20 protein-coding genes are annotated in these 21,921 nt (G+C 65.0%); 17 read left to right on the forward strand and 3 right to left on the reverse strand.

All coding sequences use genetic code 11. The features are described from left to right. Positions 1 to 12: 12 nt before the first annotated feature. A complete protein-coding gene (locus ACZ2GY_RS02680) occupies positions 13 to 1,263 on the reverse strand; it encodes a M24 family metallopeptidase (RefSeq protein ID WP_346028695.1) in 1,251 nt (416 codons plus the stop codon). Positions 1,264 to 1,449: 186 nt separating this feature from the next. Further along, complete coding sequence (locus ACZ2GY_RS02685; RefSeq protein WP_471672904.1) at positions 1,450 to 2,124, reverse strand: GntR family transcriptional regulator; 675 nt, start codon at positions 2,122 to 2,124, stop codon at positions 1,450 to 1,452. Positions 2,125 to 2,267: 143 nt separating this feature from the next. Here ACZ2GY_RS02685 and glyA point away from each other — a divergent pair, with 143 nt between their 5' ends. From glyA to ACZ2GY_RS02740, 11 genes are all read left to right on the forward strand, one after another. Continuing rightward, positions 2,268 to 3,551, forward strand: a complete 1,284-nt coding sequence (gene glyA / locus ACZ2GY_RS02690) for a serine hydroxymethyltransferase (protein WP_428831049.1) — start codon at positions 2,268 to 2,270, stop codon at positions 3,549 to 3,551. Further along, entirely contained in the window at positions 3,548 to 4,768 is a 1,221-nt protein-coding gene (locus ACZ2GY_RS02695) for a sarcosine oxidase subunit beta family protein (protein WP_471672905.1), read from the forward strand. Before glyA ends, ACZ2GY_RS02695 begins: the two co-directional genes overlap by 4 nt. 28 nt (positions 4,769 to 4,796) lie before the next feature. Next, positions 4,797 to 5,126, forward strand: a complete 330-nt coding sequence (locus ACZ2GY_RS02700) for a sarcosine oxidase subunit delta (RefSeq protein ID WP_471672906.1) — start codon at positions 4,797 to 4,799, stop codon at positions 5,124 to 5,126. Continuing rightward, positions 5,123 to 8,077 carry a 2Fe-2S iron-sulfur cluster-binding protein gene (locus ACZ2GY_RS02705; protein ID WP_471672907.1) on the forward strand — a complete coding sequence of 985 codons (2,955 nt, stop codon included), beginning with the start codon at positions 5,123 to 5,125 and terminating at the stop codon, positions 8,075 to 8,077. Before ACZ2GY_RS02700 ends, ACZ2GY_RS02705 begins: the two co-directional genes overlap by 4 nt. Next, positions 8,070 to 8,702: a sarcosine oxidase subunit gamma gene (locus ACZ2GY_RS02710; protein ID WP_346028690.1), complete on the forward strand. Its 633-nt coding sequence runs from the start codon at positions 8,070 to 8,072 to the stop codon at positions 8,700 to 8,702. Before ACZ2GY_RS02705 ends, ACZ2GY_RS02710 begins: the two co-directional genes overlap by 8 nt. Next, positions 8,702 to 10,075 carry an L-serine ammonia-lyase gene (locus tag ACZ2GY_RS02715; RefSeq protein WP_471672908.1) on the forward strand — a complete coding sequence of 458 codons (1,374 nt, stop codon included), beginning with the start codon at positions 8,702 to 8,704 and terminating at the stop codon, positions 10,073 to 10,075. The genes ACZ2GY_RS02710 and ACZ2GY_RS02715 overlap by 1 nt, the downstream gene beginning before the upstream one ends. A 4-nt stretch (positions 10,076 to 10,079) precedes the next feature. Then, positions 10,080 to 11,021, forward strand: a complete 942-nt coding sequence (gene purU / locus ACZ2GY_RS02720) for a formyltetrahydrofolate deformylase (RefSeq protein WP_471673530.1) — start codon at positions 10,080 to 10,082, stop codon at positions 11,019 to 11,021. 162 nt (positions 11,022 to 11,183) lie between these two features. Next, entirely contained in the window at positions 11,184 to 11,807 is a 624-nt protein-coding gene (locus ACZ2GY_RS02725) for a TetR/AcrR family transcriptional regulator (RefSeq protein WP_471672909.1), read from the forward strand. Next, the gene (locus tag ACZ2GY_RS02730; RefSeq protein WP_471672910.1) at positions 11,804 to 13,372 is read left to right on the forward strand and encodes an MDR family MFS transporter; all 1,569 of its coding nucleotides are present in this window, start codon (positions 11,804 to 11,806) and stop codon (positions 13,370 to 13,372) included. Before ACZ2GY_RS02725 ends, ACZ2GY_RS02730 begins: the two co-directional genes overlap by 4 nt. A gap of 50 nt (positions 13,373 to 13,422) precedes the next feature. After that, positions 13,423 to 13,872 carry an SRPBCC family protein gene (locus ACZ2GY_RS02735; protein ID WP_471672911.1) on the forward strand — a complete coding sequence of 150 codons (450 nt, stop codon included), beginning with the start codon at positions 13,423 to 13,425 and terminating at the stop codon, positions 13,870 to 13,872. A 231-nt stretch (positions 13,873 to 14,103) separates the two neighbouring features. Then, positions 14,104 to 14,841: a sigma-70 family RNA polymerase sigma factor gene (locus tag ACZ2GY_RS02740; protein ID WP_471672912.1), complete on the forward strand. Its 738-nt coding sequence runs from the start codon at positions 14,104 to 14,106 to the stop codon at positions 14,839 to 14,841. A 6-nt stretch (positions 14,842 to 14,847) separates the two neighbouring features. Here ACZ2GY_RS02740 and ACZ2GY_RS02745 read toward each other — a convergent pair whose 3' ends face one another. Continuing rightward, complete coding sequence (locus ACZ2GY_RS02745) at positions 14,848 to 15,813, reverse strand: glycosyltransferase family 9 protein (protein WP_346028683.1); 966 nt, start codon at positions 15,811 to 15,813, stop codon at positions 14,848 to 14,850. Between the two features lie 119 nt (positions 15,814 to 15,932). Here ACZ2GY_RS02745 and ACZ2GY_RS02750 point away from each other — a divergent pair, with 119 nt between their 5' ends. Genes ACZ2GY_RS02750 through ACZ2GY_RS02775 form a run of 6 tightly spaced genes read left to right on the forward strand, consistent with a single transcriptional unit; the run spans position 15,933 to position 21,903 of the window. Continuing rightward, the gene (locus ACZ2GY_RS02750) at positions 15,933 to 16,457 is read left to right on the forward strand and encodes a D-glycero-alpha-D-manno-heptose-1,7-bisphosphate 7-phosphatase (protein WP_471672913.1); all 525 of its coding nucleotides are present in this window, start codon (positions 15,933 to 15,935) and stop codon (positions 16,455 to 16,457) included. Further along, positions 16,454 to 17,515, forward strand: coding sequence for a glycosyltransferase family 9 protein (locus tag ACZ2GY_RS02755; RefSeq protein WP_471672914.1), 1,062 nt, complete (start codon positions 16,454 to 16,456; stop codon positions 17,513 to 17,515). The genes ACZ2GY_RS02750 and ACZ2GY_RS02755 overlap by 4 nt, the downstream gene beginning before the upstream one ends. Further along, on the forward strand, positions 17,512 to 18,513 hold the full coding sequence (locus ACZ2GY_RS02760; RefSeq protein WP_471672915.1) for a glycosyltransferase: 1,002 nt from the start codon (positions 17,512 to 17,514) through the stop codon (positions 18,511 to 18,513). Before ACZ2GY_RS02755 ends, ACZ2GY_RS02760 begins: the two co-directional genes overlap by 4 nt. Then, complete coding sequence (locus ACZ2GY_RS02765; RefSeq protein WP_471672916.1) at positions 18,510 to 19,826, forward strand: glycosyltransferase; 1,317 nt, start codon at positions 18,510 to 18,512, stop codon at positions 19,824 to 19,826. The genes ACZ2GY_RS02760 and ACZ2GY_RS02765 overlap by 4 nt, the downstream gene beginning before the upstream one ends. Next, positions 19,823 to 20,506, forward strand: coding sequence for a D-sedoheptulose-7-phosphate isomerase (locus ACZ2GY_RS02770; RefSeq protein WP_471672917.1), 684 nt, complete (start codon positions 19,823 to 19,825; stop codon positions 20,504 to 20,506). Before ACZ2GY_RS02765 ends, ACZ2GY_RS02770 begins: the two co-directional genes overlap by 4 nt. After that, positions 20,503 to 21,903, forward strand: a complete 1,401-nt coding sequence (locus ACZ2GY_RS02775) for a PfkB family carbohydrate kinase (RefSeq protein WP_471672918.1) — start codon at positions 20,503 to 20,505, stop codon at positions 21,901 to 21,903. Before ACZ2GY_RS02770 ends, ACZ2GY_RS02775 begins: the two co-directional genes overlap by 4 nt. Positions 21,904 to 21,921 lie beyond the last annotated feature (18 nt).

Consider the following 21,921-nt stretch of genomic DNA (forward strand, 5'->3'; position numbering starts at 1 on the left):
GTCATCACCGGCTTACGCGTCGATGATGTTGTGCTCGGGGCCGAAGCCGAACTTGGTGATGTTTTCGGCCCCGTCTTCGCCAACCACGAGGATGTCGTGTTCGCGGTACCCGCCGGCACCTGGTTCGCCGTCAGCCACGGTGATCATGGGCTCCATGGAGACAACCATGCCGGGTTCGAGGATGGTGTCGATGTCCTCGCGGAGCTCAAGGCCCGCTTCACGCCCGTAGTAGTGGGAGAGGACGCCGAACGAGTGGCCGTACCCGAACGTGCGGTTGGCGAGCAGTCCATGGCTGATGAAGATCTCATTGAGCTCGGCGGCGATGTCCTTGCACACGGCGCCGGGCTTGATGAGTTCGAGCCCGCGGCGGTGCACCTCGACGTTGATGTTCCACAGTTCCAGGCTGCGGTCGTCCGGCTGACCGAGGAACAGGGTGCGCTCCAGGGCGGTGTAGTAGCCGGAGGTCATCGGGAAGCAGTTCAGCGACAGGATGTCGCCGCGCTGCAGCTGGCGGGTGGTCGCCCAGTTGTGGGCGCCGTCGGTATTGATGCCGGACTGGAACCACACCCAGGTGTCGCGTACTTCGCGGTGCGGGAAGGTGCGTGCGATCTCGTGCACCATGGCTTCGGTGCCGATCAGCGCGACCTCGTATTCGCTGATGCCCTCGCGGATTGCGGCCTTGATGGCTTCGCCGCCCAGGTCACCGATCCGGGCACCGTGCTTAATGACCTCGATTTCCTCGGCCGACTTGATCATGCGCTGGCGCATCGCGTCTTGGGAAACGTCCAGCAGTTCGGCGCCGTCGAAAGCGGCCTGAATGCGCTGGCGGGTCATCAGCGGCAGCGCATCATCCTCGACGCCGATACGCCGGGCGCTGACTCCACGCTCGCGCAGGGCTTCCTGCAGACCGAAGTAGAAGTTGTCCCGCTTCCAGTCCGTGTAGACGATGTTCTCGCCGTAACTGGTGCGCCACGGCATGCCGGCATCGATGTTGGCGGTCACCGTAACCGAGTCATCGGCGGTGACAACCAGTGCGTAGTTACGGCCGAACGTCGTGTATAGGAAGTCCGAGTAGTACTTGATGCCGTGGTAGCTGGTGAGGATGACGGCGTCGAGCTCTTTTGCGGTCATAATCTGGCGCAGGCCGGCCAAGCGGCGTTCGAACTCAGCGTCCGAGAAGGTGAGGGGCTGCTTGGTTCCGTTGTGTAGAACCTTCAGACGTTCGAGGTCGGAAACGTTGAGGATAGAAGGGCTCAGCGTCATGATTTCTCCTTTGAAATGGGTATAACGAAAGTTCCGGTAAGGCATAGGAAGCGTTGCATCCTGCGCAACGTTGTTGCATCAGAGTAGATGTGCCGTGGGTCACGGTCAAGGTATTTCTTTTGCCGGGTGCGAGGACCCGTAACAATCACCGGCCGGCTAGGCGGAAGCGGCCCATCGCCTACGGCTTTACAGGACTGTGCGGATTGTCTTCTCAAAACTGGTGATGTGCTCCAGGGCAAGTTCCGACGCCTGATCCGCGTCGCCGTTGCCGATAGACCTAAGAAGCTCGACGTGTTCCGAGACGTGCCCAGCGACGGTCGGGACCTTGTCCAGGACCAGGCACCAGATCCGCGTGGCAAGGTTGTCCAGTCGGATCAGGGTGTCTTCAAGGTGCGGGTTTCCGGCTGTGCGATAGATGATCCGATGGACATTCAGGTCATACCGCATCAGGTCCGAAGTGTTGCCCGGGCCGGCCTCATCGAGGCGCTGGATTTCATCCGCCAAGGCGAACAGCTCTTGCCGCGAGCGGGAGTTGGCACCAAGTGCCGCCTTGCGGGCGGCTAACGGTTCAAGGACGCGGCGGAGCTCGGAAACATCCGCCAGGGCAGTGATGTCCACAATCGTGGCGAAGGTGCCCCTACGCGGGTAGGAGATCACCATGTGGTCCGTTTCCAGCCGCTTGAGCGCCTCTCGAACGGGGGTGCGTCCGATTCCCAGTTGGGCCGCAAGCTGCCCATCGTTGATCGGTTCACCGGGGCGGATGTCAAGCATGATCAGCCGGTCCCGGAGTTCCTGATAGGCGCGCTCCGCAAGCGACAGGTGCTCCGCAGTTGCCTCTGTGTATGCCTCGGTCACGCTCATGGGTTGTGTTTCCCTTCCCCGGCAGGTGCGCCGCACTCTCATCACGAAGCTTGTTGACGCTGTGTGATCTACAGCATACCATTTAGCTCATCACTGATATATCAGTCCCACATTAGTCTTCTAGCTTCAAGGAAGGGCCAATCGTGACGAACCTGTCTACTACGTTGGCTGCGGCGGATCCTGAGATCGCAGCCGCAATTGATCGCGAACTGGAGCGCCAGCAGTCGACGCTCGAAATGATCGCCTCCGAAAATTTCGCTCCCACGGCAGTGATGGAGGCGCAGGGCTCAGTCCTCACCAACAAGTACGCCGAAGGTTATCCGGGCAAGCGCTACTACGGCGGCTGCGAACACGTCGATGTGATCGAACAGCTCGCCATCGACCGGGTGAAGGAGCTTTTCGGGGCTGAAGCTGCCAATGTGCAGCCGCATTCAGGAGCACAGGCCAACGCCGCCGCCATGTTTGCACTGTTGCAGCCCGGTGACACCATCCTCGGCCTCAACCTTGCGCACGGCGGCCACCTCACCCACGGTATGAAGATCAACTTCTCCGGCAAGCTGTACAACGTCGTGCCCTACCATGTCCGGGAGGACGACCACCGTGTGGACATGGCGCAGGTCGAGGCATTGGCGCTCGAGCACCGGCCAAAAATGATCATCACCGGTTGGTCCGCCTACTCACGCCAGCTGGACTTCGCGGACTTCCGTCGCATCGCCGATCTGGTGGGTGCCTACCTCATGGTCGACATGGCTCACTTCGCCGGATTGGTCGCGGCGGGCCTCCACCCCAGTCCTGTGCCCTACGCCGACGTGGTTACCACCACCACCCACAAAACGCTCGGCGGTCCGCGCGGAGGCGTCATTCTCAGCCGCTCCGAGTATGCAAAGAAGATCAACAGTGCAGTCTTCCCCGGGCAACAGGGCGGTCCTCTGCAACACGTTATCGCGGCCAAAGCAGTTGCTTTCAGAATGGCCGCAACCCAGGAGTTCCGGGAACGCCAGCTGCGTACCCTCGAAGGCGCGAAGGCGCTCGCCGGGCGCTTGATGGAGGACGAGGTGGCTCGCGCCGGCATCTCGGTGGTCACCGGTGGGACCGACGTCCATCTGGTTCTTGTTGACCTGCGCAACTCCGAGCTGGATGGGCAGCAGGCTGAGGACCGGCTGCACCGCATCGGGATCACGGTCAACCGGAACGCCGTCCCGTTCGACCCGCGCCCGCCCATGGTCTCCTCGGGGCTGCGGATTGGCACACCCGCTCTGGCGACCCGGGGCTTCGGTGCCGGCGAATTCAACGAGGTGGCAGACATCATCGCTGCAGCCCTGACCCTCGAGCTGACCGAGGAACTGGAAGCGGAACTGCAGGGCCGCGTAGCTGTCCTCGCCGAGAAGTTCCCGCTCTACCCGAACCTGAACGGAGACCTGTCGTGAGCGCCGACCTGCTGCCGGAGCACCCGGAGTTCCTTTGGCACAACCCTGAGCCCAAATCCTCCTACGACGCCGTGATTGTCGGCGGCGGTGGACACGGACTGGCAACGGCGTACTTCCTGGCCAAAAACCACGGCATGACCAACATCGCCGTACTCGAACGTGGTTGGCTGGCCGGAGGCAACATGGCTCGCAACACGACGATCATCCGGTCCAACTACCTGTGGGATGAAAGTGCGGCGATTTACGAGCACTCACTCAAACTGTGGGAGCGGCTGCCGGAAGAATTGGAGTACGACTTCCTGTTCAGCCAGCGCGGCGTGATGAATCTCGCCCATACGCTGGGCGACGTCCGTGAGAGCATGCGCCGCGTCAACGCCAACCAGCTCAACGGTGTGGACGCCGAATGGTTGGATCCGCAGCAGGTCAAGGAACTCTGCCCCATCCTGAACATCTCCGACAACATCCGGTATCCAGTCCTGGGGGCCACCTATCAACCGCGCGCAGGCATCGCGAAACACGACCACGTGGCGTGGGCCTTCGCCCGCAAGTGCGACGAATTGGGGGTGGACATCATCCAGAACTGCGAGGTTACCGGCTTCATTAAGGACGGCAACCGGGTGGTCGGCGTGGAGACGAACCGCGGCCGGATCAACACCGGAGCTGTAGGGCTCGCCGCTGCAGGCCACAGCAGTGTTTTGGCGAAACTCGCAGGTTTCGATCTGCCGATCCAGTCCCACCCGCTACAGGCGCTGGTTTCGGAGCTTCATGAACCGGTTCACCCTACAGTCGTCATGTCCAACCACGTCCACGTCTACGTTTCACAGGCGCACAAGGGTGAACTGGTAATGGGCGCAGGGGTTGACTCCTACAGCGGCTATGGCCAGCGCGGATCCTTCCACGTGATCGAGGAACAGATGGCGGCCGCCGTCGAACTCTTTCCGATCTTCGCCCGTGCGCATGTACTGCGCACGTGGGGAGGGATCGTGGATGTCACACTCGATGCCTCGCCCATCGTGGGCAAGACGCCAGTCGACAATATGTACGTCAACTGTGGCTGGGGAACCGGCGGTTTCAAGGGGACGCCGGGCGCCGGCTGGGCTTTCGCACACACCATCGCCACCGGCGAACCGCACGAACTGAACGCACCGTTTGCGCTGGACCGCTTCGTCTCCGGCGCTCTTATCGATGAGCACGGCGCCGCGGCCGTAGCGCACTGAACCGACTCCACGAAAACAAAGGACAGTCATGCTACTGATCAACTGCCCCTGGTGCGGAGCCAGGGACGAGAACGAATACCACTATGGTGGCCAGGCCCATGTTGCCTACCCCGAGATTCCGTCCGACCTCAGCGACGAGGAGTGGGCGCGTTACCTCTTTTACAGGGAGAACCCGAAGGGAATCTCGGCGGAGCGTTGGGTGCACAGCACTGGGTGCCGCCGCTGGTTCAACGTGCTGCGGGACACCGTCACCTATGAGGTGCTCTCCGTCTACCGGATGGGACAGCCGCGCCCCGACACCAGCACCCTCACACCGTCCGGTGCGCCCGCCTTCGGACCAACGGGAGGACCCCGATGACACAGTTCCACCGTCTGCCCTCCGGCGGACATATTGACCGCTCCCGCCTGCTGCGCTTCACCGTCGATGGTGAGGAGCTCACCGGACACCCCGGCGATACCGTGGCATCCGCGCTTCTCGCCAATGGCCGGATCGCGGCTGCGCCCTCGCTCTACCTTGGGCGCCCGCGCGGAATCGTCAGCGCCGGGGTTGAGGAACCCAACGCCCTGCTTCGGGTTGAAGCCGCAGACGACGGCGGCACTGCCGAATCGATGCTTCCCGCCACCACGGTGGAACTTGTCGACGGGCTCCGCGCGAGTTACTTGTCCGGGAGGGGCAAACTCGATCCCACCCCCGACGACGCCGTCTACGACAAGAAATACGTCCACACCGACGTTGCAGTCGTCGGTGGGGGGCCGGCTGGTCTGGCGGCGGCACGCGCCGCGGCAGCGACCGGCGCCCGCGTCATCCTTCTGGACGACCAGCCGGAGCCGGGCGGCTCAGTCCTGTCCGGCTCGCGCGGCGACGGTCCGGACCAGATCGTCGAAACCATTGATGGCGTACCTGCCCGTGAGTGGGTCCAGACCGTCGTCGCCGACTTGGACGCCGCCCCCGAAACCACGGTGCTCAACAGGACCAGTGTTTTTGGCAGCTATGACGGCAATTACCTTATCGCCGTCCAGAACCGCACGGACCATCTGGCTGGTCCGGCGCCGGCAGGTGTCTCACGCCAGCGCGTCTGGCATGTTCGGGCGGCCCAGGTTGTGCTGGCAACCGGCGCTCACGAACGACCGCTGGTGTTTCGGAATAACGACCGACCAGGCATCATGCTTGCGTCCGCGGTGCGCACGTACCTCAACAGGTATGCCGTGCTCGCCGGCCGCAACATAGTACTGGCAACCACCAATGACAGCGTCTATGTCGTTGCCCGGGACCTCGCAGCCGAAGGTGTCACCGTGACTGCAATTGTGGACACCCGGCAGGACCCGGGTGCTGCCGCAGAAGAGGCTGCGGCAGCAGGCATTCGCGTCATTGCGGGCAGTGCCGTCATCGACACCGAGGCCCGGGACAGCGGTATTTCCGCAGCTGAGGGCCGCATCACCTCGGTGACCGTCAGTGCGATCGACGACGGCGCGCTGACCGGCGAAACAGAGAGCATCGACTGCGACCTCCTCGCCATCTCCGGCGGCTTCAGCCCCGTGGTCCATCTCCATAGCCAGCGGCAGGGAAAGCTGCGCTGGGACGAGGATCTGGTCGCTTTCGTACCCGCCGCCGAGGTGGAAGCGCAACAGGTCATCGGAGCTGCCCGCGGCACCTACCAGTTGTACGACTGTGTTGCCGAGGGTCTGTCCGCCGGCGCTATTGCGGCCTTCAACGCCGGTTTCGTGAGCGACAACGGCGTGGCGGCCGGCTCCCTGCTCGCCGAAGCGCCGCGTGCGCACGGAATCACCCGCCCGCTGTGGCTTGCTCCCGCTCCCGACGGCGAGGGCTGGGACGAGCACTTCGTCGACCTCCAGCGCGACCAGTCGGTGGCCGACGTGCTTCGGGCAACCGGTGCCGGACTGCGCAGCGTGGAGCACATCAAGCGGTACACCTCCATCAGCACGGCCAACGACCAGGGCAAGACCTCCGGCGTCAATGCGATCGGCGTCATCGCCGCTGCATTGAACGGGAACGACGGCGGCACGAGCCTTGGCGAGATCGGCACCACCACCTTCCGCGCACCCTACGCCCCCGTTGCATTTGCGGCGCTCGCCGGACGCGAGCGCGGTGAGCTGTTCGATCCCGCTCGCATCACCTCGATCCACTCCTGGCACCTTGCCCACGGCGCCAAGTTCGAGGACGTGGGCCAGTGGAAGCGTCCCTGGTACTACCCACAGCCGGGTGAGGACATGGACACGGCGGTGCTGCGCGAATGCGCGGCTGTACGCGACAGCGTCGGCTTCATGGATGCAACCACCCTCGGGAAAATCGAAGTCCGGGGAAAGGACGCGGGAGAATTCCTCAACCGTATCTACACCAACGCCTTCAAGAAATTGGCTCCCGGTTCTGCCCGCTACGGCGTGATGTGCACCCCGGACGGCATGATCTTCGACGACGGCGTCAACCTCCGCCTGGACGAGGACCGCTACTTCCTCACCACTACGACCGGTGGCGCCGCGAAAGTACTGGACTGGCTGGAGGAGTGGTCGCAAACTGAATGGCCGGAACTCGATGTGGTGTTCACTTCGGTGACCGAGCAATATTCCACGGTCGCCGTCGTCGGGCCTAAATCGAGGGAGGTGATTGCCCGCCTGGCACCGGACCTTGATGTTTCCAACGACGCGTTCCCATTTATGACATTCCGGGAAGTTCTGCTCGAATCGGGAGTTTCTGCGCGGATCTGCCGGATCTCCTTCTCAGGCGAGCTTGCTTACGAAATCAACGTGGCGTCCTGGTATGGGTTGCACGTGTGGGAGTCGGTTGCCGAGGCAGGTGCGGAGTTCGGCATCACACCGTACGGCACCGAGACCATGCACGTACTGCGTGCGGAGAAGGGCTACCCGATTGTCGGCCAGGATACTGACGGCACCGTCACTCCGCAGGACGCCGGCATGGAGTGGATCGTCTCCAAGGCCAAAGACTTCATCGGCAAGCGCTCCTACGCACGGCTGGACAGCAGCCGTCTGGACCGTAAGCACATGGTGAGCGTCCTGCCGGTGGATGGAACCATTCGCCTGCCCGAAGGTACGCAGTTGGTGGAGAAGGGCCGCTCCATCAATCCGGCCTACGGCCCGGTCCCGATGGAAGGGCACGTTACCTCGAGCTACCACAGCGCCGCACTGGGCAGGTCCTTCGGGCTGGCGCTGATCAAGAATGGCCGGAACCGCATCGGCGAAACACTCATTGCCCCGGTGAACGGGCAGCTGGTCGAGGTCACCGTTGGAGAAACCGTACTGTACGACGCCGAAGGGAGCCGTCGCGATGGCTGAGCAGGTAATCATCACATCTCCGCTGGACACACGGGAAGGCACGGAGCAGCTGCGCCGGAGTCCGCTCGCTCACCTCGAAGAGAGGCTGCGGGCGGGAACCAACCAGGGCGCTGAACTTCACGAGGTCCGGTTCCTCACCATGGTGGGACTGCGCGCAGACCCCGCCTCCGAAGCAGGGGAGGCGCTGGCCACAGCTGTCGGCGCCCCGCTGCCGGCGCGCTGCGGCCAGGTCAGCGGCAGTCCGGATGGAACAGCCATCTTCTGGCAGGGACCGGATGAGTTCCTGCTGGTGGCACCCGATGGCTCCGACGTTGGAAAGGAACTCGCAACGGCGCTGGGAGATGCACCGGGCGCCGTCGTTGACCTCTCCGCCAACCGCACCACCCTGGAACTCAGCGGTCCGTCGGCCCGCAAAGTGTTGGAGAAGGGCTGTCCTCTCGACCTGCACCCTCGGGTGTTCAAGCCCGGCACAGCGGTGTCAACACTGCTGGGCCCGGTTCCGGTGCTGCTGTGGCAACTGGACGAGACTACGTACCGCATCATGCCCCGCGCATCTTTCGCCGAATACGTTGCACGCTGGCTTCTGGACGCCATGGCGGAGTTCGCCTCGCCTGAGGTTCCCTGATGGCGCTGAGCGTGCTCGATCTCTTCTCGATCGGTATCGGTCCTTCCTCATCCCACACGGTTGGACCGATGCGGGCCGCCAAGCGGTTTACGGATTCGCTCTGTGCAGAAGGCAGGCTGGAGGCCACCCACCGGGTCAGCGTCCAACTGTTCGGCTCTCTTGGAGCCACCGGGCGGGGCCACGGATCGGACCGCGCGGTGGTGCTCGGCTTGTTGGGAGAGGACCCGGAAACGGTGGATACCGGCACCGCCGGGCACAAGGTCGACACGGTACTTGCTGAAGGAAAGCTCTCTTTGGCCGGAAGCCGTCCGATCGAGTTCGCGGGCTCCGAGGACCTGGTGCTGCATCGCCGAAAATCTCTGCCACACCACCCGAACGGCATGACCTTCCGGGCGCTTGCAAACGACGGCGGCACGCTGGTTGAGCGGACGTATTACTCCGTGGGTGGCGGCTTCGTCGTGGACGAAGCCGCCGCCGGTGCTGACCGGATCAGTTCCGATGACACGGTGTTGCCGTACCCCTTCACAACGGGAGTGGAACTCCTGAAGCAATGCGCGCGGACGGGCAAGAGCATCAGCGGTGTGATGGCAGCCAATGAGCTGGTCTGGCGCAGCGAGGAGGAACTGAGGAACCGGCTCCTGCACATCTGGTCCGTCATGCAGGAGTGCGTGACAAACGGCTGTAGCACTGACGGAACCCTTCCCGGGGGACTGAAGGTCCGGCGTCGTGCGCCGCAGCTGCTGCGGGAGCTGACCGAGGCTGCGGACGAGAATGATCCACTGCGTGCCATGGGTTGGGTGAACCTCTTTGCGCTCGCCGTCAACGAGGAAAATGCGGCGGGTGGGCGCATCGTCACCGCGCCCACCAATGGAGCCGCGGGAATTGTCCCTGCGGTATTGCACTATTACATGAAATTTGTGCCAGGGGCCGACGACGACGGCGTCATCCGCTTCCTGCTCACGGCGGCGGCGATCGGGATACTGTTCAAGGAAAATGCCTCGATCTCTGGCGCGGAGGTCGGTTGCCAGGGTGAGGTGGGCTCCGCTTGTTCAATGGCCGCCGGCGCTCTCTGTGAGGTACTGGGCGGCTCCCCGGAGCAGGTTGAGAAGGCTGCTGAAATGGGGATCGAGCACAACCTCGGGCTCACCTGCGACCCTGTGGGCGGGCTGGTGCAGGTGCCCTGCATCGAGCGGAACGCCATCGCCAGCATCAAGGCCATCAACTCTGCGCGCCTGGCGCTAAGCGGGGACGCCGGGCACATTGTGTCGCTCGATCAGGCCATCAAAACCATGCGGGATACCGGAGCCGACATGAAATCCAAGTACAAGGAAACCTCCCGCGGCGGTCTCGCCGTGAATGTGACGGAGTGCTGAAATGATGAAGCTGACGAGCCCCCTCCAGGCACCCGCTGATGAGGCGCGAACGACTATCGAGCACGTGCTGACCCTCGACTGTGCAGAAGCACCGGGAATTGTGCATGCCGTGACTGGGTTCCTGTTGGAACACGGCTACGACATCGTGGACAACCAGCAGTTTGGGGACCGGTGCCGTGGGCACTTTTTTATGCGCCTCCATGTCGCGCGCCGCGTTGAAGCTGACGCCGGCGTCGGCATCGAGGGAGAAACGCCCGCCGCAGAAGAGGCGGAGGAGCGGTTCCGGGCTGATTTTGCGCCGTTGGCCGAACGTTTCGGAATGCGGTGGGAGCTTCATCGGCACGGTGCAAAGCGGCGGGTCCTGATTATGGTCTCCAAGTTCGGCCACTGCCTCATCGACCTGCTTTTCCGGGCGGCAAGCGGGGAACTGCCCATCGAGATCGTTGCGGTGGTGTCCAACCACCGGGACCACGAGGCGCTGGTGGAGTGGCACAAAATCCCGTTCTTTCATATCCCGGTGACGCGCGAGACCAAGCCGGCCGCAGAAGCGAGGCTGCTTGAACTCGTCGACGAGCTCGACGCTGAACTGGTGGTCCTCGCTCGCTATATGCAGATACTCAGCGACGAACTGGCCACCCGGCTGACCGGACGCACCATCAACATCCACCACTCGTTCCTTCCCAGTTTCAAGGGGGCCAAACCCTACCATCAGGCGTACGAGCGCGGAGTCAAAACCGTCGGAGCTACGGCACACTACGTGGACAGTGAGCTGGACGAGGGTCCGATCATTTCGCAGCAGGTGATGGAGGTCGATCACACCTACGGCCCGGAGGAATTAGTGGCCGCCGGGCGGGACACCGAGTGCAGGGCGCTGTCCAATGCCGTGAAGTGGCACTGTGAAGGCCGCGTGATCCTGCGCGACAACCGGACGGTCCTGCTCCGCTAGCGCCGCCGTCGTCGTCGCTATAGAGCCCCGCCAGGTGCGCAGATAGACAACGCTTGGAGTGTTGAATTCCACGGTTGCCTGCTCCCTCCTGCGGGGTTCTTGGGTTTGCAGTACTGCAACGTTGCAGTTGTGCAGAATTCTGTCCTGTGCCACAATAGTTCGGTGAGTCAACTAATTTCGCTGCGTGAACGCAAGCGCACCGAGACCTGGACCGCACTGCACGACGCCGCAGCGCGCCTCACGCTCGAACGTGGGCCGGAGGCGGTCACCGTCGAGCAGATCGCCGCCAGCGCCAAGGTTTCGCCACGGACATTCTTCAACTACTTCAGCACCAAGGAAGACGCGATCCTGGGGCTGCAGGAACCGAGCGTCGACGAAGAGCTGATTGCAGGCTTGGCTCCCGGACAGGACCTGCTGGAGCAGGTTTCGCGGCTGCTGATGGCCGTGGTGCACTCTACCGAGGGCGGCGAACGTGAGGCCAGCCGCCGCATCGACGTGCTCACTGCCTACCCGTTCCTGCGCCAGCGCCGGTACGCCTACTTCGTGCGCGTGGAGCAGTTGGTACGTGACGTCGTTGCCGCCTCCCTGACTGATTCCGGCCGCTGGCAGGCGGCGCTGAGCCGAAATTCCGCTGAAGACGTGGCGCGCATGATTGTCCTCGTGGCTGGAGCCCCCATGCGCTACGCGTTCCAGCAAACCGCCGATTCACCCACTATTGACAACCAGTTTTCCGCTCTTGACGGCGCCACCGCGCTGCTTCGGGAAGTTCTTGAGGAAATTCGATGACCACTACCGTCCCACGCAGGGAATCAGGGCTGCTCCTGCTCTTTGTCGGCCTGATGCTCTCCATGCTGCTCGCCGCCCTGAACCAGATGATCCTCAGCACTGCGCTGCCCACGATTGTCGGTGAGCTCAACGGAGTGGACCAGATGCTCTGGGTCATCACCGCATACATCCTGGCTGCGACCATCGTGATGCCCATCTACGGCAAGCTCGGTGACCTCATCGGCCGTAAAAGCCTGCTGCTCTTTGCCATTGCAATCTTCATGGCGGGATCGATCGTTGGCGGGCTTGCGCCGAACATGGAATGGCTCATCGCCGGACGCGCGGTTCAGGGTCTCGGCGGCGGTGGGCTGATGATCCTCTCCCAGGCCATCATTGCCGACGTCGTTCCTGCCCGGGAGCGCGGCAAGTATATGGGTGCCATGGGAGGCGTGTTTGCCTTCGCATCAGTGGCCGGCCCGCTGCTGGGCGGCTGGTTCACCGAAGGTCCGGGCTGGCGGTGGATGTTCTGGATCAACATGCCGCTGGGTGTTTTGGCCATCGTTGTAGTGCTGTTCTTCCTGCACCTGCCCGCGCGCGAGCGGGTGCATCCCCACGTGGATATCGCGGGGATGGTGCTGCTCGCTATTGCAACGACGTCGCTGGTGCTTGTGGGCACCTGGGGCGGCACCGAGTATCCGTGGTTGTCCGCGCCGATCCTTGGACTGTTTGCCCTCGCTGTCGTGACGGGACTGATGTTCGTCGCTGTGGAGCGGCGGGCAAAGGAGCCGATCCTGCCAATGAGCCTGTTCCGGGAGCGGAACTTTGTCCTCACCACCTCAGGCGGCCTGTTGATCGGTGTCACGATGTTCGGCGCCATCGGCTACCTGCCCACCTATCTGCAGATGGTGACCGGTGCCAGTGCCACCAACGCAGGCCTGCTCATGATCCCGATGATGGGTGCGCTCATCCTGACCTCCACAGGCTCTGGAATTCTCGTCAGCAAGACCGGCCGCTACAAGTGGATGCCGATTGTCGGATCGCTCGGTGTTGCTGTGGCGCTGCTGCTGCTCTCAACCATCAGTCCGACCACGCCGGTCTGGATGATCTGCGTGTACATCGCCATCATGGGTGCCGGGCTGGGCCTGAGCATGCAGATTCTGGTGCTGATCGTCCAGAACACGTTCCCGAACCGCGTGGTGGGCACGGCGACGGCCTCTAACAACTACTTTCGCCAGATCGGTGCAACCCTGGGTTCGGCGGTGGTGGGCAGCCTCTTCACCGCGCGGGTGGGGGAGTTGCTGCGGGAGCGGCTCCCCGCGGGTGGCGCTGCGCTGGAAGGAGGAGCGAACTCGCTCACTCCCGAGCTGGTCAGCGCACTGCCCGCCGCCCTGCAGTCCCCGATCATCCAGTCCTACAACGACGCACTGACCCCGCTGTTCCTCTACATGGCACCGCTCGGTGTGATCGCCGCAGTACTCCTCGCGTTTGTCCACGAGAAGGCGCTGTCAACGGTCATCGAGCGGGACACAAAGGTGGAGCGAGACGCCGGCCTCCCGCCTGAGCCGGTAGAGCAGCTCTCGCGTTAGCCCGCCGCGTCCGGGCGTTTCACGAGGGCGGCGTCGGGCAGAATGAACACATGGCTACCCCTTACCTGATCCGCCGCGAGCGCTTCGTCCCTGCCCCTGCTTCCGCTATCTTCGACGTGCTCGCTACGCCCGCGTTGCACAGCGTGATTGACGGCTCCGGCACCGTCACAGGTGTTCAGCCCAATGGGCCGGAACGGCTCTCCGCCGGCGCCCGCTTCGGAATGGACATGAAGATCGGTGCGCCTTACAAAATTCTCAACACGGTTGTCGAATTCGAGGAGGGCAAGCGGATTGCCTGGCGGCACTTCGCCCGCCATATCTGGCGCTACACCCTTCAGGAGCACGACGGCGGCACGTTGGTTGCGGAGGAATGGGACGCCCGCGCTGTTCCCGGCAAGCCCGTGCTCAGGTTGCTGGGATTCACGAGGGCCCACCCGGAATCGATCGAACGCACGCTTGAGAACCTCGAGCGGTACGTCACCGCAGGTCCCCGCGCATAGGGGCTCAAGGAGAAGTAGTCAATACCGCAGCGGAGAAACGATGAGAAGATTTTTGAGATAACGATCTGATAAATACATTGCGGTAGTCAGCATGCTTATGTTCTTCTGTAGAAGAACTGCCCCAGCTCTTCGACAAGAGGTGAAAGCATGCGCACAGCCGCCCGCCCCCGGAGTGTCAGCTCCCGCAACTTTCCGGCGAACCGCCGAGGGAATAGCAGGCTGCAGAGTGCAATGCAGGAGGAGATTGCACTTGAGCACCTCCATCTTGCTGAAGCAATCGCGCGCGGATTTTCTCCGTTTGCCAACGACGCCGCCGACGTCCGACAGGTTGCCTATCTGGGCCTGATGAAGGCGGCCAGGCGCTTCGATCCGGAGCTGGGCATCGACTTCGCAGCCTATGCGGTGCCGACCATCCGGGGAGAAGTCAAGCGCTACCTGCGGGATTGCTGCTGGATGGTCCGCCCGCCGCGGGAACTCCAGGACCTGAAGTCGGCAGCCGCCAAGGCTGACTCGGAGCTTGCCCAGCGCCTGGGCAGGGAGCCCTCCCTCGCCGAACTGTCCAAACACCTCGAGAAGGATCCGGCAACAGTGGCCGAAGCCCTGAGCTGTGGTGGAAGCCAGCGGCCCGAGTCCCTTGACACATCCGCGGAGGGACCGGGTTGGGCGGAGATCCTGCCTGCCGAGGATGACCCTTTCGCCCATACCGACGACGTGCTCGCCCTGCGTGCTGCGGTTCACGAACTCTCTGCGCGGGAGAAGGAGCTGCTGTACCGGCGGTATTTCCATGAGGAAACTCAGGACCGAATAGGCCGCCGGCTGGGGATGACCCAGATGCAGGTCTCACGTCTTCTTACCCGGACTCTCGTGAAGCTGCAAAAACGCCTTCTCGACGACGCCGGTCCTCACCGCGCGGACCCCTCTCCCGTTCTGAAGATGACGGCACCGGACCGGGCTGCCAGCATTGCCTGAGCCGGTCTAGCTCCGGATACCCAGCTCCGCTGCGGCACGCAGAACGTCTTCCGGGGTGACCGCCAGAATCGCAGGATCCGGGTCAGTGGCGAACGTTTCGCCGCGGCGCACCGACTCGTCCGTGAGCACAAGGTGCGGACCCGGCGGTGGGCCCCATTCCGCTACCGGGGCAGGACCGAACAGCACCACCGACGGCCGCGCGTACGCCGAGGCGAGGTGCGCTGCGCCCGTGTCCGCCGAGATGACCAGCTCAGCTGAAGCAATCAACGCGGCGAACTCGAGCAACCCCAACCGGCCGGCCACTACCTGCTCGTCCGGAAGCCCGGCCGTCTGCGCCACTGCCTCCGCCCGGGGACGCTCAGCCGCGCTGCCGGTCAACAGCACCAGGTGCCCTGCATCCGACAGGGAACGGGCGACGTCGGCAAACCGCTTGACCGGCCAGAGCCGGCTCCCATAGGCCGCGCCGACGTGAATGACAACCGCGCCCGGTGCCGGGCTTTCGACAGCTGGCGGCCGGAGGAGATAGTCCAGCGGGTCTGCCTCGATGCCGTGCGCACTCACCAGGTGCGCCCACCGATACCTCTCATGGACACCGTCCTCCCATTCGGGGCCGGACCAGCCGGGTGCTTGATGCCCGATCCGGCGTGTTGCTTCCAGCGCCTCGAGCCTCCCGCGGCTTTCGGGACCGTTCCCGTGGAGGTTCACCGCGACCTCCACCCTGCCCGGGCGCAACGCCAGCGGCTCATCGAGCCCGTGGGTGGGCAGCAGCGCGTCCACTGCATCGGTGAGCCCGACGATCGGTTCGAGCCAGGACTGCGCGGCGTACAGGATGCGGTGATCCGGGAAGGCTCGCCGCAGCCCGCGCAGAGCGGGCACCGCGACCAGCAGGTCTCCCAGTTTCAGTGCACGAAGCGCCAGCACCTCGGGGCGTCCATCCGGCTCAAGTGCTTCCACGGCGGTGTCAGGCAGCATGATCTTCATCCTGCCAGAAAGCGCGGTTGGTCCGTCTCGGTAGAGGAGTCCCGACCCGCGGGAAGAACTTCTCCGGTGAGAAGTGTTTAGGTTCGAGCTTCGCAGGGAACAGTGCCTGTATGAGAAGCGAGCCCAAAGCCGTTCTCCTCGACAGGGACGGCACCATCGTGGTTGATGTGCCGTACAACGGTGACCCCGAGCAGGTTGTCGCGATGCCCGGAGCGCAGGAAGCGCTGGACGGCCTTCGCGCCGCCGGAGTGCCGCTGGGTGTGCTCACCAACCAGTCCGGCATTGCCCGCGGTCTGCTGACAGCGGCTCAGGTGGACGCAGTCAACGAGCGCGTCGAAACCGTTCTTGGCCCGTTCGATCTCTGGGAACTGTGCCCTCACGGACCCGACGACGGCTGCACCTGCCGCAAGCCGGCACCCGGCATGATCCTGCGCGCCTGCGAAAGGCTGGGACTGCACCCTTCGGAAGTTGCCTTCATCGGAGACATCGGGTCGGACGTCGAGGCGGCCGCCGCCGCGGGAGCCACCGGCGTGCTGGTTCCCACGCCGGTCACCCGGCAGGAAGAAATCGACGCCGCACCGCTCGTTGCGGGCACCCTCGCCGAAGCGGTCACTCTCCTGCGGGGCAGCGCATGAGCGGCCGCACCCTCGTTGCCCGGCTGGACAGCGTGGGCGATGTTCTCCTGGCAGGGCCGGCGGTCCGGGCCATCGCAGCGAGCCAGCCTTCCGGCGTCGTTATGGTCTGCGGTCCGCAGGGTGCAGCGGGCGCACGGCTGCTCCCGGGAGTTTCCGACGTCATCGTCTGGGACTGTCCCTGGATCACAGCGCCGGCGCCCGAGGTCACGGACAAGCACCTGAACCTCCTGCAGGAGGCTGTGACGGCGGCGGGCATCACGGAGGCCGTCATCCTGACCTCATTCCATCAGTCACCGTTGCCGCTGGCGATGCTGCTGCGCCTGGCTGGCGTGCAGCGCATTACCGGTGCGTCCATCGACTATGCGGGCAGCCTTCTGGACGTCCGGCTGAAGCCCGGTGAGGATTTTCCCGAGGACCAGCCGGAGGCTGAGCGTGCGCTGCAGATTGCCGCTGCGGCCGGCCACCACCTGCCCGACGACGACGACGGCAGACTTCATGTGCGTGACGTCCCCGATGTGACCCACCTGGTGGGAGAGCAGCCGTATATCGTGCTGCACCCCGGCGCAGCTGTTCCTGCCCGCACCTGGCCGCCGCTGCACCATGCGGCGCTCGCCGAGTTGCTGATCGGCGCCGGCTATCGCGTGGTGGTCACCGGAGGAAACAGCGAGCGCGAACTGACGGCCACGGTAGCCGGCCCCGACGGCATCGACCTTGGCGGGCAGACTGACCTGTTGACCATGGCGGGCGTGCTGGCGGGAGCCGGGGCTGTCGTCGTCGGAAATACCGGTCCGGCTCATCTGGCTGCAGCCGTTGGCACCCCTGTGGTGAGCCTGTTCTCGCCGGTTGTGCCGGCCGTCCGGTGGGCTCCGTACCGGGTGCCGGTAGAGCTGCTGGGGAATCAGAACGCACCCTGCAAGCTGACCCGCGCCCGTGACTGCCCGGTCGCCGGCCACCCCTGCCTCGCCAATGTCAGTCCTGAGGATGCCTTCGCCGCGCTGATGCGGCTGCTCGCCGGCGTGCCGTCGCTGGCCAGCAGAAGAGAAACGAGGAACGCATGAAAATACTGCTCTGGCACGTTCACGGCGGCTGGACCGATGCCTTTGTGCGCGGCTCCCACGAGTACCTGCTGCCCACCACACCCCAGGGAGGTGCGTGGGGACTCGGGCGCGCCGGCCGGGACTGGCCCGGCTCAGTCCGCGAAGTGGCACCGGAGAACCTGCGGGAAGCAGAGCCGGACATTGTGATCCTGCAGCGGCTCGAGGAGCTCCAGGCGGTCGAACGCCTGCTCGGATGCCGGCCGGGCGTGGACATTCCAGCGGTTTTCCTCGAACACAACACGCCGAAGGGTGACATCCCGACGACGCTGCACCCGCTGGCCGGGCAGAATGAGATCCCGATTGTCCACGTCACCCATTTCAACCGGCTCTTCTGGGACAACGGCATGGCACCGACGATGGTGGTGGAACACGGCATCGTGGACCCGGGACCGCTCTACACCGGAGAACTGGCGCACGCCGCCGTCGTCGTGAACGAGCCGGTGCGGCGCGGCCGGGTGACCGGCACCGACCTCCTTCCGCAGTTCAGCCGCGCAGCGCCCCTCGACGTCTTCGGTATGGGGACCGCCGAACTGCCGAACGCACTCGGCCTCGGAGCCGGTGAACTCACGGTCTGTGGGGACCTGCCGACGGCATCGCTGCACGCAGAGCTCGCACGGCGCCGCCTCTACCTGCATCCGCTGCGGTGGACGTCGCTCGGCCTGGCCTTGCTTGAAGCAATGCACCTCGGCATGCCTGTCATTGCACTGGCCACCACCGAGGCGGCCCGCGCCGTTCCACCGGAGGCAGGCGCAATCTCCACCGACGTCGACGAGCTGTGTGCGGCGGTCCGGCTGCTTCTGGAGGACCCTGCCGAAGCGCGCGCCCGCGGACAGGTTGCGCGGGAGGTAGCACTTGTTCGTTACGGGCTGCCGGCGTTCCTGCAGGCATGGGACGAGATTCTGGGCCGGACAACGGAACGCACGCGCATTCCGGCAGCTTCTGAGAGGAGACCACGATGAGGATTTCCATGGTGTCTGAGCACGCGAGCCCGCTCGCAGCACTCGGCGGAGTGGATGCCGGCGGGCAGAACGTGCATGTTGCCGCGCTGTCCCTGGCGCTGGCACGGCGGGGCCACACCATTACTGTGTATACGCGGAGGGACAGCGAAGACCTGCCCGAGAGGGTGCAGGCCGGCCCCGGACTCGAGGTGGTCCATGTCGACGCCGGCCCGCCCACTGCCATCTCCAAGGATGAGCTGCTGCCCTATATGGGAGCGCTCGCCGACGGCATTGCAGCCGATTGGGGAACGCGTCCACCGGACCTTGTGCACGGGCACTTCTGGATGTCCGGTCTCGCCGCTCTGGACGCGGCACGGCGCGAGGACCTGGGTTATGCCGTCCCCGTGGTGCAGACGTTCCACGCACTCGGGACGGTTAAGCGGCGGCATCAGGGCAAGGAAGACACCAGCCCGATGGAACGCGCCTGGCTGGAACCGTCGGTCGGACGGCAGGCGGACAGGGTCATCGCCACCTGCTCGGACGAGGTCTTCGAACTGAAAGCGATGGGCGTCGACGGCACCCGCGTATCGGTGGCGCCGTGCGGAGTGGATCTGACGCTGTTCGGTGACGACGGCCCCGCCGCCGCCCGCCGGAGAACACATCGCATCATGAGTGTCGGGCGGCTGGTTCCGCGCAAGGGCGTCGACCTGGCGATCCGCGCCTTCAGGACGCTGGCGGACAGCGGGATTCACGACGTCGAACTGGTCATTGCCGGCGGCGGAGGCGACGCCAAGCGCCTCGAAGAAGATCCGGAAGCCCAGCGGCTGCTGGCCCTCGCAACCCAGCTCGGCGTTGCGGACCAGGTGGTCCTCGAGGGCCAGGTGCCCCGCGAGCGGATGCCGGAGCTACTACGCAGTGCCGACGCGGTGATTTGCGCGCCCTGGTATGAGCCCTTCGGCATTGTCCCGCTCGAAGCGATGGCCTGCGGCGTCCCGGTGATCGCTGCAGCCGTCGGAGGGCTGATCGACACCGTGGTGGACGGCCAGACCGGGCTGCATGTGCCGCCGCGGGACGTGGGTGCGCTCGCCGAGGCCATCCGCCAGGTGATCGAGAACCCGGAGGCAGCACGGGAGCTTGGGCGGGCAGGGCTCGCCCGGGTCAACGCCCGCTATTCCTGGGACCGCATTGCCGCGGACACCGAAAAGGCCTACCAGCTCACCCTCAACCAGGCGAACGGGCATTCCCAGTCCGGCCGCCGGGGAGCGCAGCAGGGCAGCGCGGCAGCACTTGCACACAGTTCACGTCTACAAAGCACAGGAAGGAGCGCACGATGAGCGCCGAATACCTGGCCACAGTCCGTCCCGGACGCCGGCAGCCGCTGGTCGCCGTTCCGCCGCATCACGTTCCGGCGCCGGCTCCCGGATCCGGAGCTTTCGACGCCGTGGTGGGACATCTGCAGCAGGTGCTTCCCGCGGTGGAGTCGCTGATGGCTTCGGCTGCCCACCTCGCCGACTGGGGGGTGGACCTCGCCGAGCGGCTCATGGCCGGTCAGCGCCTGCTGGCGGCGGGGAACGGCGGATCGGCGGCGGAAGCGCAGCACCTCACCGCAGAGCTGGTAGGCAGGTTCGACGGTGACCGCGAACCGTTCTCGGCGATCTCCCTGCACGCAGATTCCTCCTCGGTCACCGCGATCGCCAATGATTACGGTTACGAGAACATGTTCGCGCGTCAGGTGCAGGGCCACGGCCGGGAGGGCGACGTCCTGATGCTCCTGAGCACCAGCGGAAACAGCCCGAATCTGCTGCGTGCCGCCGAAGCGGCCCGAAAGATCGGCGTCACGAGCTGGGCGCTCACCGGTCCCGCCCCCAACCCGCTTACTGCTGTGTGCGATGACTACGTAGCGGTGGAGGCGCGATCCGCGAACGCACAGGAGGGCCACCTCATCGCGCTCCACGCCATCTGCAGGGCGTTTGACTCGGAGGTAAGGCGCTGCCGGGCAGGGGAGGGATCATGAAGATCGTTGTCGTGGGCGATGTGCTCCTCGACGTCGACCTGTCGGGAGATGCCAGCCGCCTGAGCCCGGATGCTCCGGTGCCCGTGGTTGACGTCGCCGCCGCCCGCCGCCGCGCCGGCGGTGCAGGCCTGGTGGCCCGCATGCTCCACCAGGATGTGCAGGAGGGCCGGCAGGGAACAACAGTTGAACTCGTCACGGTCCTGTCCGACGACGACGCCGCGGCACACCTGCGCGCGGAGCTCACCGACATTCCCCTCGTCACCGGACCCTCCGGCGCCCCCACGCCGGTGAAAACGAGGATCCGGGCAGGCGGCCACGCCATCGTACGGTTCGATGAAGGGTGCGCGGAAGCACAGGTACCGCCGGTGACCGGTGGGATGCTGCGCGCAGTGGAAAGTGCCGACGTCGTACTGGTGTCCGACTACGGGCGCGGGCTGGCCGCCAATCCTGAACTGCGGGAGCTGCTGGAGCGGGTCGCACCCCGGATCCCGGTGGTATGGGATCCGCATCCAGCGGGACCCGCCCCGGTTCGCGGAGCCGCCGCCGTGACGCCGAACCTCAGCGAAGCGCTCAAAGCGGCGGGAGCGGGACAGGGCAGCAGGGCCGACACGGTGCGGGAAGCAGCTGACGCCGCAGCGCTCCTGGAGCGGCGCTGGCACAGCAAAGCGGTCATTGTGACGCTGGGTGAGCGCGGGGCGCTCCTCCACAGGCAGGGTGAAGGCGCAGAGCTGCCGCATCTGGTTCCTGCACCTGCCATCGGAGCTGCGGACCCGTGCGGAGCCGGCGACCGGTTCTGCTCAACCCTGGCGTTGGCCCTCGGCGCGGGAGCGGGTCTCGAGGACGCAGTGCAGGCCGCAGTCCAGCGGGCCGCGGAGTTCCTCAGCCGCGGCGGCGTCTCCGCTCTCGGTCAGGAGCCGGAGCCCACGCAGCTCCACGGCCCGGCTGTCGACGCACTCCGCGTTGCCCGCGAAACCCGGGAAGCCGGCGGCACGGTGGTGGCGACGGGCGGATGCTTCGACCTGCTGCATGCCGGACATGCCCGCACGCTGTCCGCAGCGCGGCGCCTGGGGGACTGCCTGATCGTCTGCCTGAATTCGGATGAGTCCGTCCGCCGGCTCAAGGGCAGCCAACGCCCCATCATGGGCGAGGACGACCGCGCGGAACTGCTGAGCGCCCTCGAGTGCGTCGACGCCGTCTTCGTCTTCGGCGAGGACACCCCGGAGGAGGCGCTCGCTGCCCTGCGCCCTGACATCTGGGTCAAGGGCGGCGACTACTCAGCTACGGAGCTGCCCGAATCTGCACTCCTGCGCTCGTGGGGCGGGCAAACCGTCACTGTTCCCTATATACCCGCACGATCCACCACATCCCTGGCCGCGGCGCTCGCCGAGGTCGGATAGCCAAGTAAAAGAACACAG

The sequence above is a fragment of the Arthrobacter sp. KKT183 genome, from assembly GCF_055657625.1.

Coding starts and splice junctions, on each gene's coding strand:
- ACZ2GY_RS02680 (WP_346028695.1), bottom strand. CDS start 1,263: ATGACGCTGAGCCCTTCTATCCTCAACGTTTCCGACCTCGAACGTCTG.
- ACZ2GY_RS02685 (WP_471672904.1), bottom strand. CDS start 2,124: ATGAGCGTGACCGAGGCATACACAGAGGCAACTGCGGAGCACCTGTCG.
- ACZ2GY_RS02700 (WP_471672906.1), top strand. CDS start 4,797: ATGCTACTGATCAACTGCCCCTGGTGCGGAGCCAGGGACGAGAACGAA.
- ACZ2GY_RS02705 (WP_471672907.1), top strand. CDS start 5,123: ATGACACAGTTCCACCGTCTGCCCTCCGGCGGACATATTGACCGCTCC.
- ACZ2GY_RS02710 (WP_346028690.1), top strand. CDS start 8,070: ATGGCTGAGCAGGTAATCATCACATCTCCGCTGGACACACGGGAAGGC.
- ACZ2GY_RS02715 (WP_471672908.1), top strand. CDS start 8,702: ATGGCGCTGAGCGTGCTCGATCTCTTCTCGATCGGTATCGGTCCTTCC.
- purU (WP_471673530.1), top strand. CDS start 10,080: ATGAAGCTGACGAGCCCCCTCCAGGCACCCGCTGATGAGGCGCGAACG.
- ACZ2GY_RS02730 (WP_471672910.1), top strand. CDS start 11,804: ATGACCACTACCGTCCCACGCAGGGAATCAGGGCTGCTCCTGCTCTTT.
- ACZ2GY_RS02735 (WP_471672911.1), top strand. CDS start 13,423: ATGGCTACCCCTTACCTGATCCGCCGCGAGCGCTTCGTCCCTGCCCCT.
- ACZ2GY_RS02740 (WP_471672912.1), top strand. CDS start 14,104: ATGCAGGAGGAGATTGCACTTGAGCACCTCCATCTTGCTGAAGCAATC.
- ACZ2GY_RS02745 (WP_346028683.1), bottom strand. CDS start 15,813: ATGCTGCCTGACACCGCCGTGGAAGCACTTGAGCCGGATGGACGCCCC.
- ACZ2GY_RS02750 (WP_471672913.1), top strand. CDS start 15,933: ATGAGAAGCGAGCCCAAAGCCGTTCTCCTCGACAGGGACGGCACCATC.
- ACZ2GY_RS02755 (WP_471672914.1), top strand. CDS start 16,454: ATGAGCGGCCGCACCCTCGTTGCCCGGCTGGACAGCGTGGGCGATGTT.
- ACZ2GY_RS02760 (WP_471672915.1), top strand. CDS start 17,512: ATGAAAATACTGCTCTGGCACGTTCACGGCGGCTGGACCGATGCCTTT.
- ACZ2GY_RS02765 (WP_471672916.1), top strand. CDS start 18,510: ATGAGGATTTCCATGGTGTCTGAGCACGCGAGCCCGCTCGCAGCACTC.
- ACZ2GY_RS02770 (WP_471672917.1), top strand. CDS start 19,823: ATGAGCGCCGAATACCTGGCCACAGTCCGTCCCGGACGCCGGCAGCCG.
- ACZ2GY_RS02775 (WP_471672918.1), top strand. CDS start 20,503: ATGAAGATCGTTGTCGTGGGCGATGTGCTCCTCGACGTCGACCTGTCG.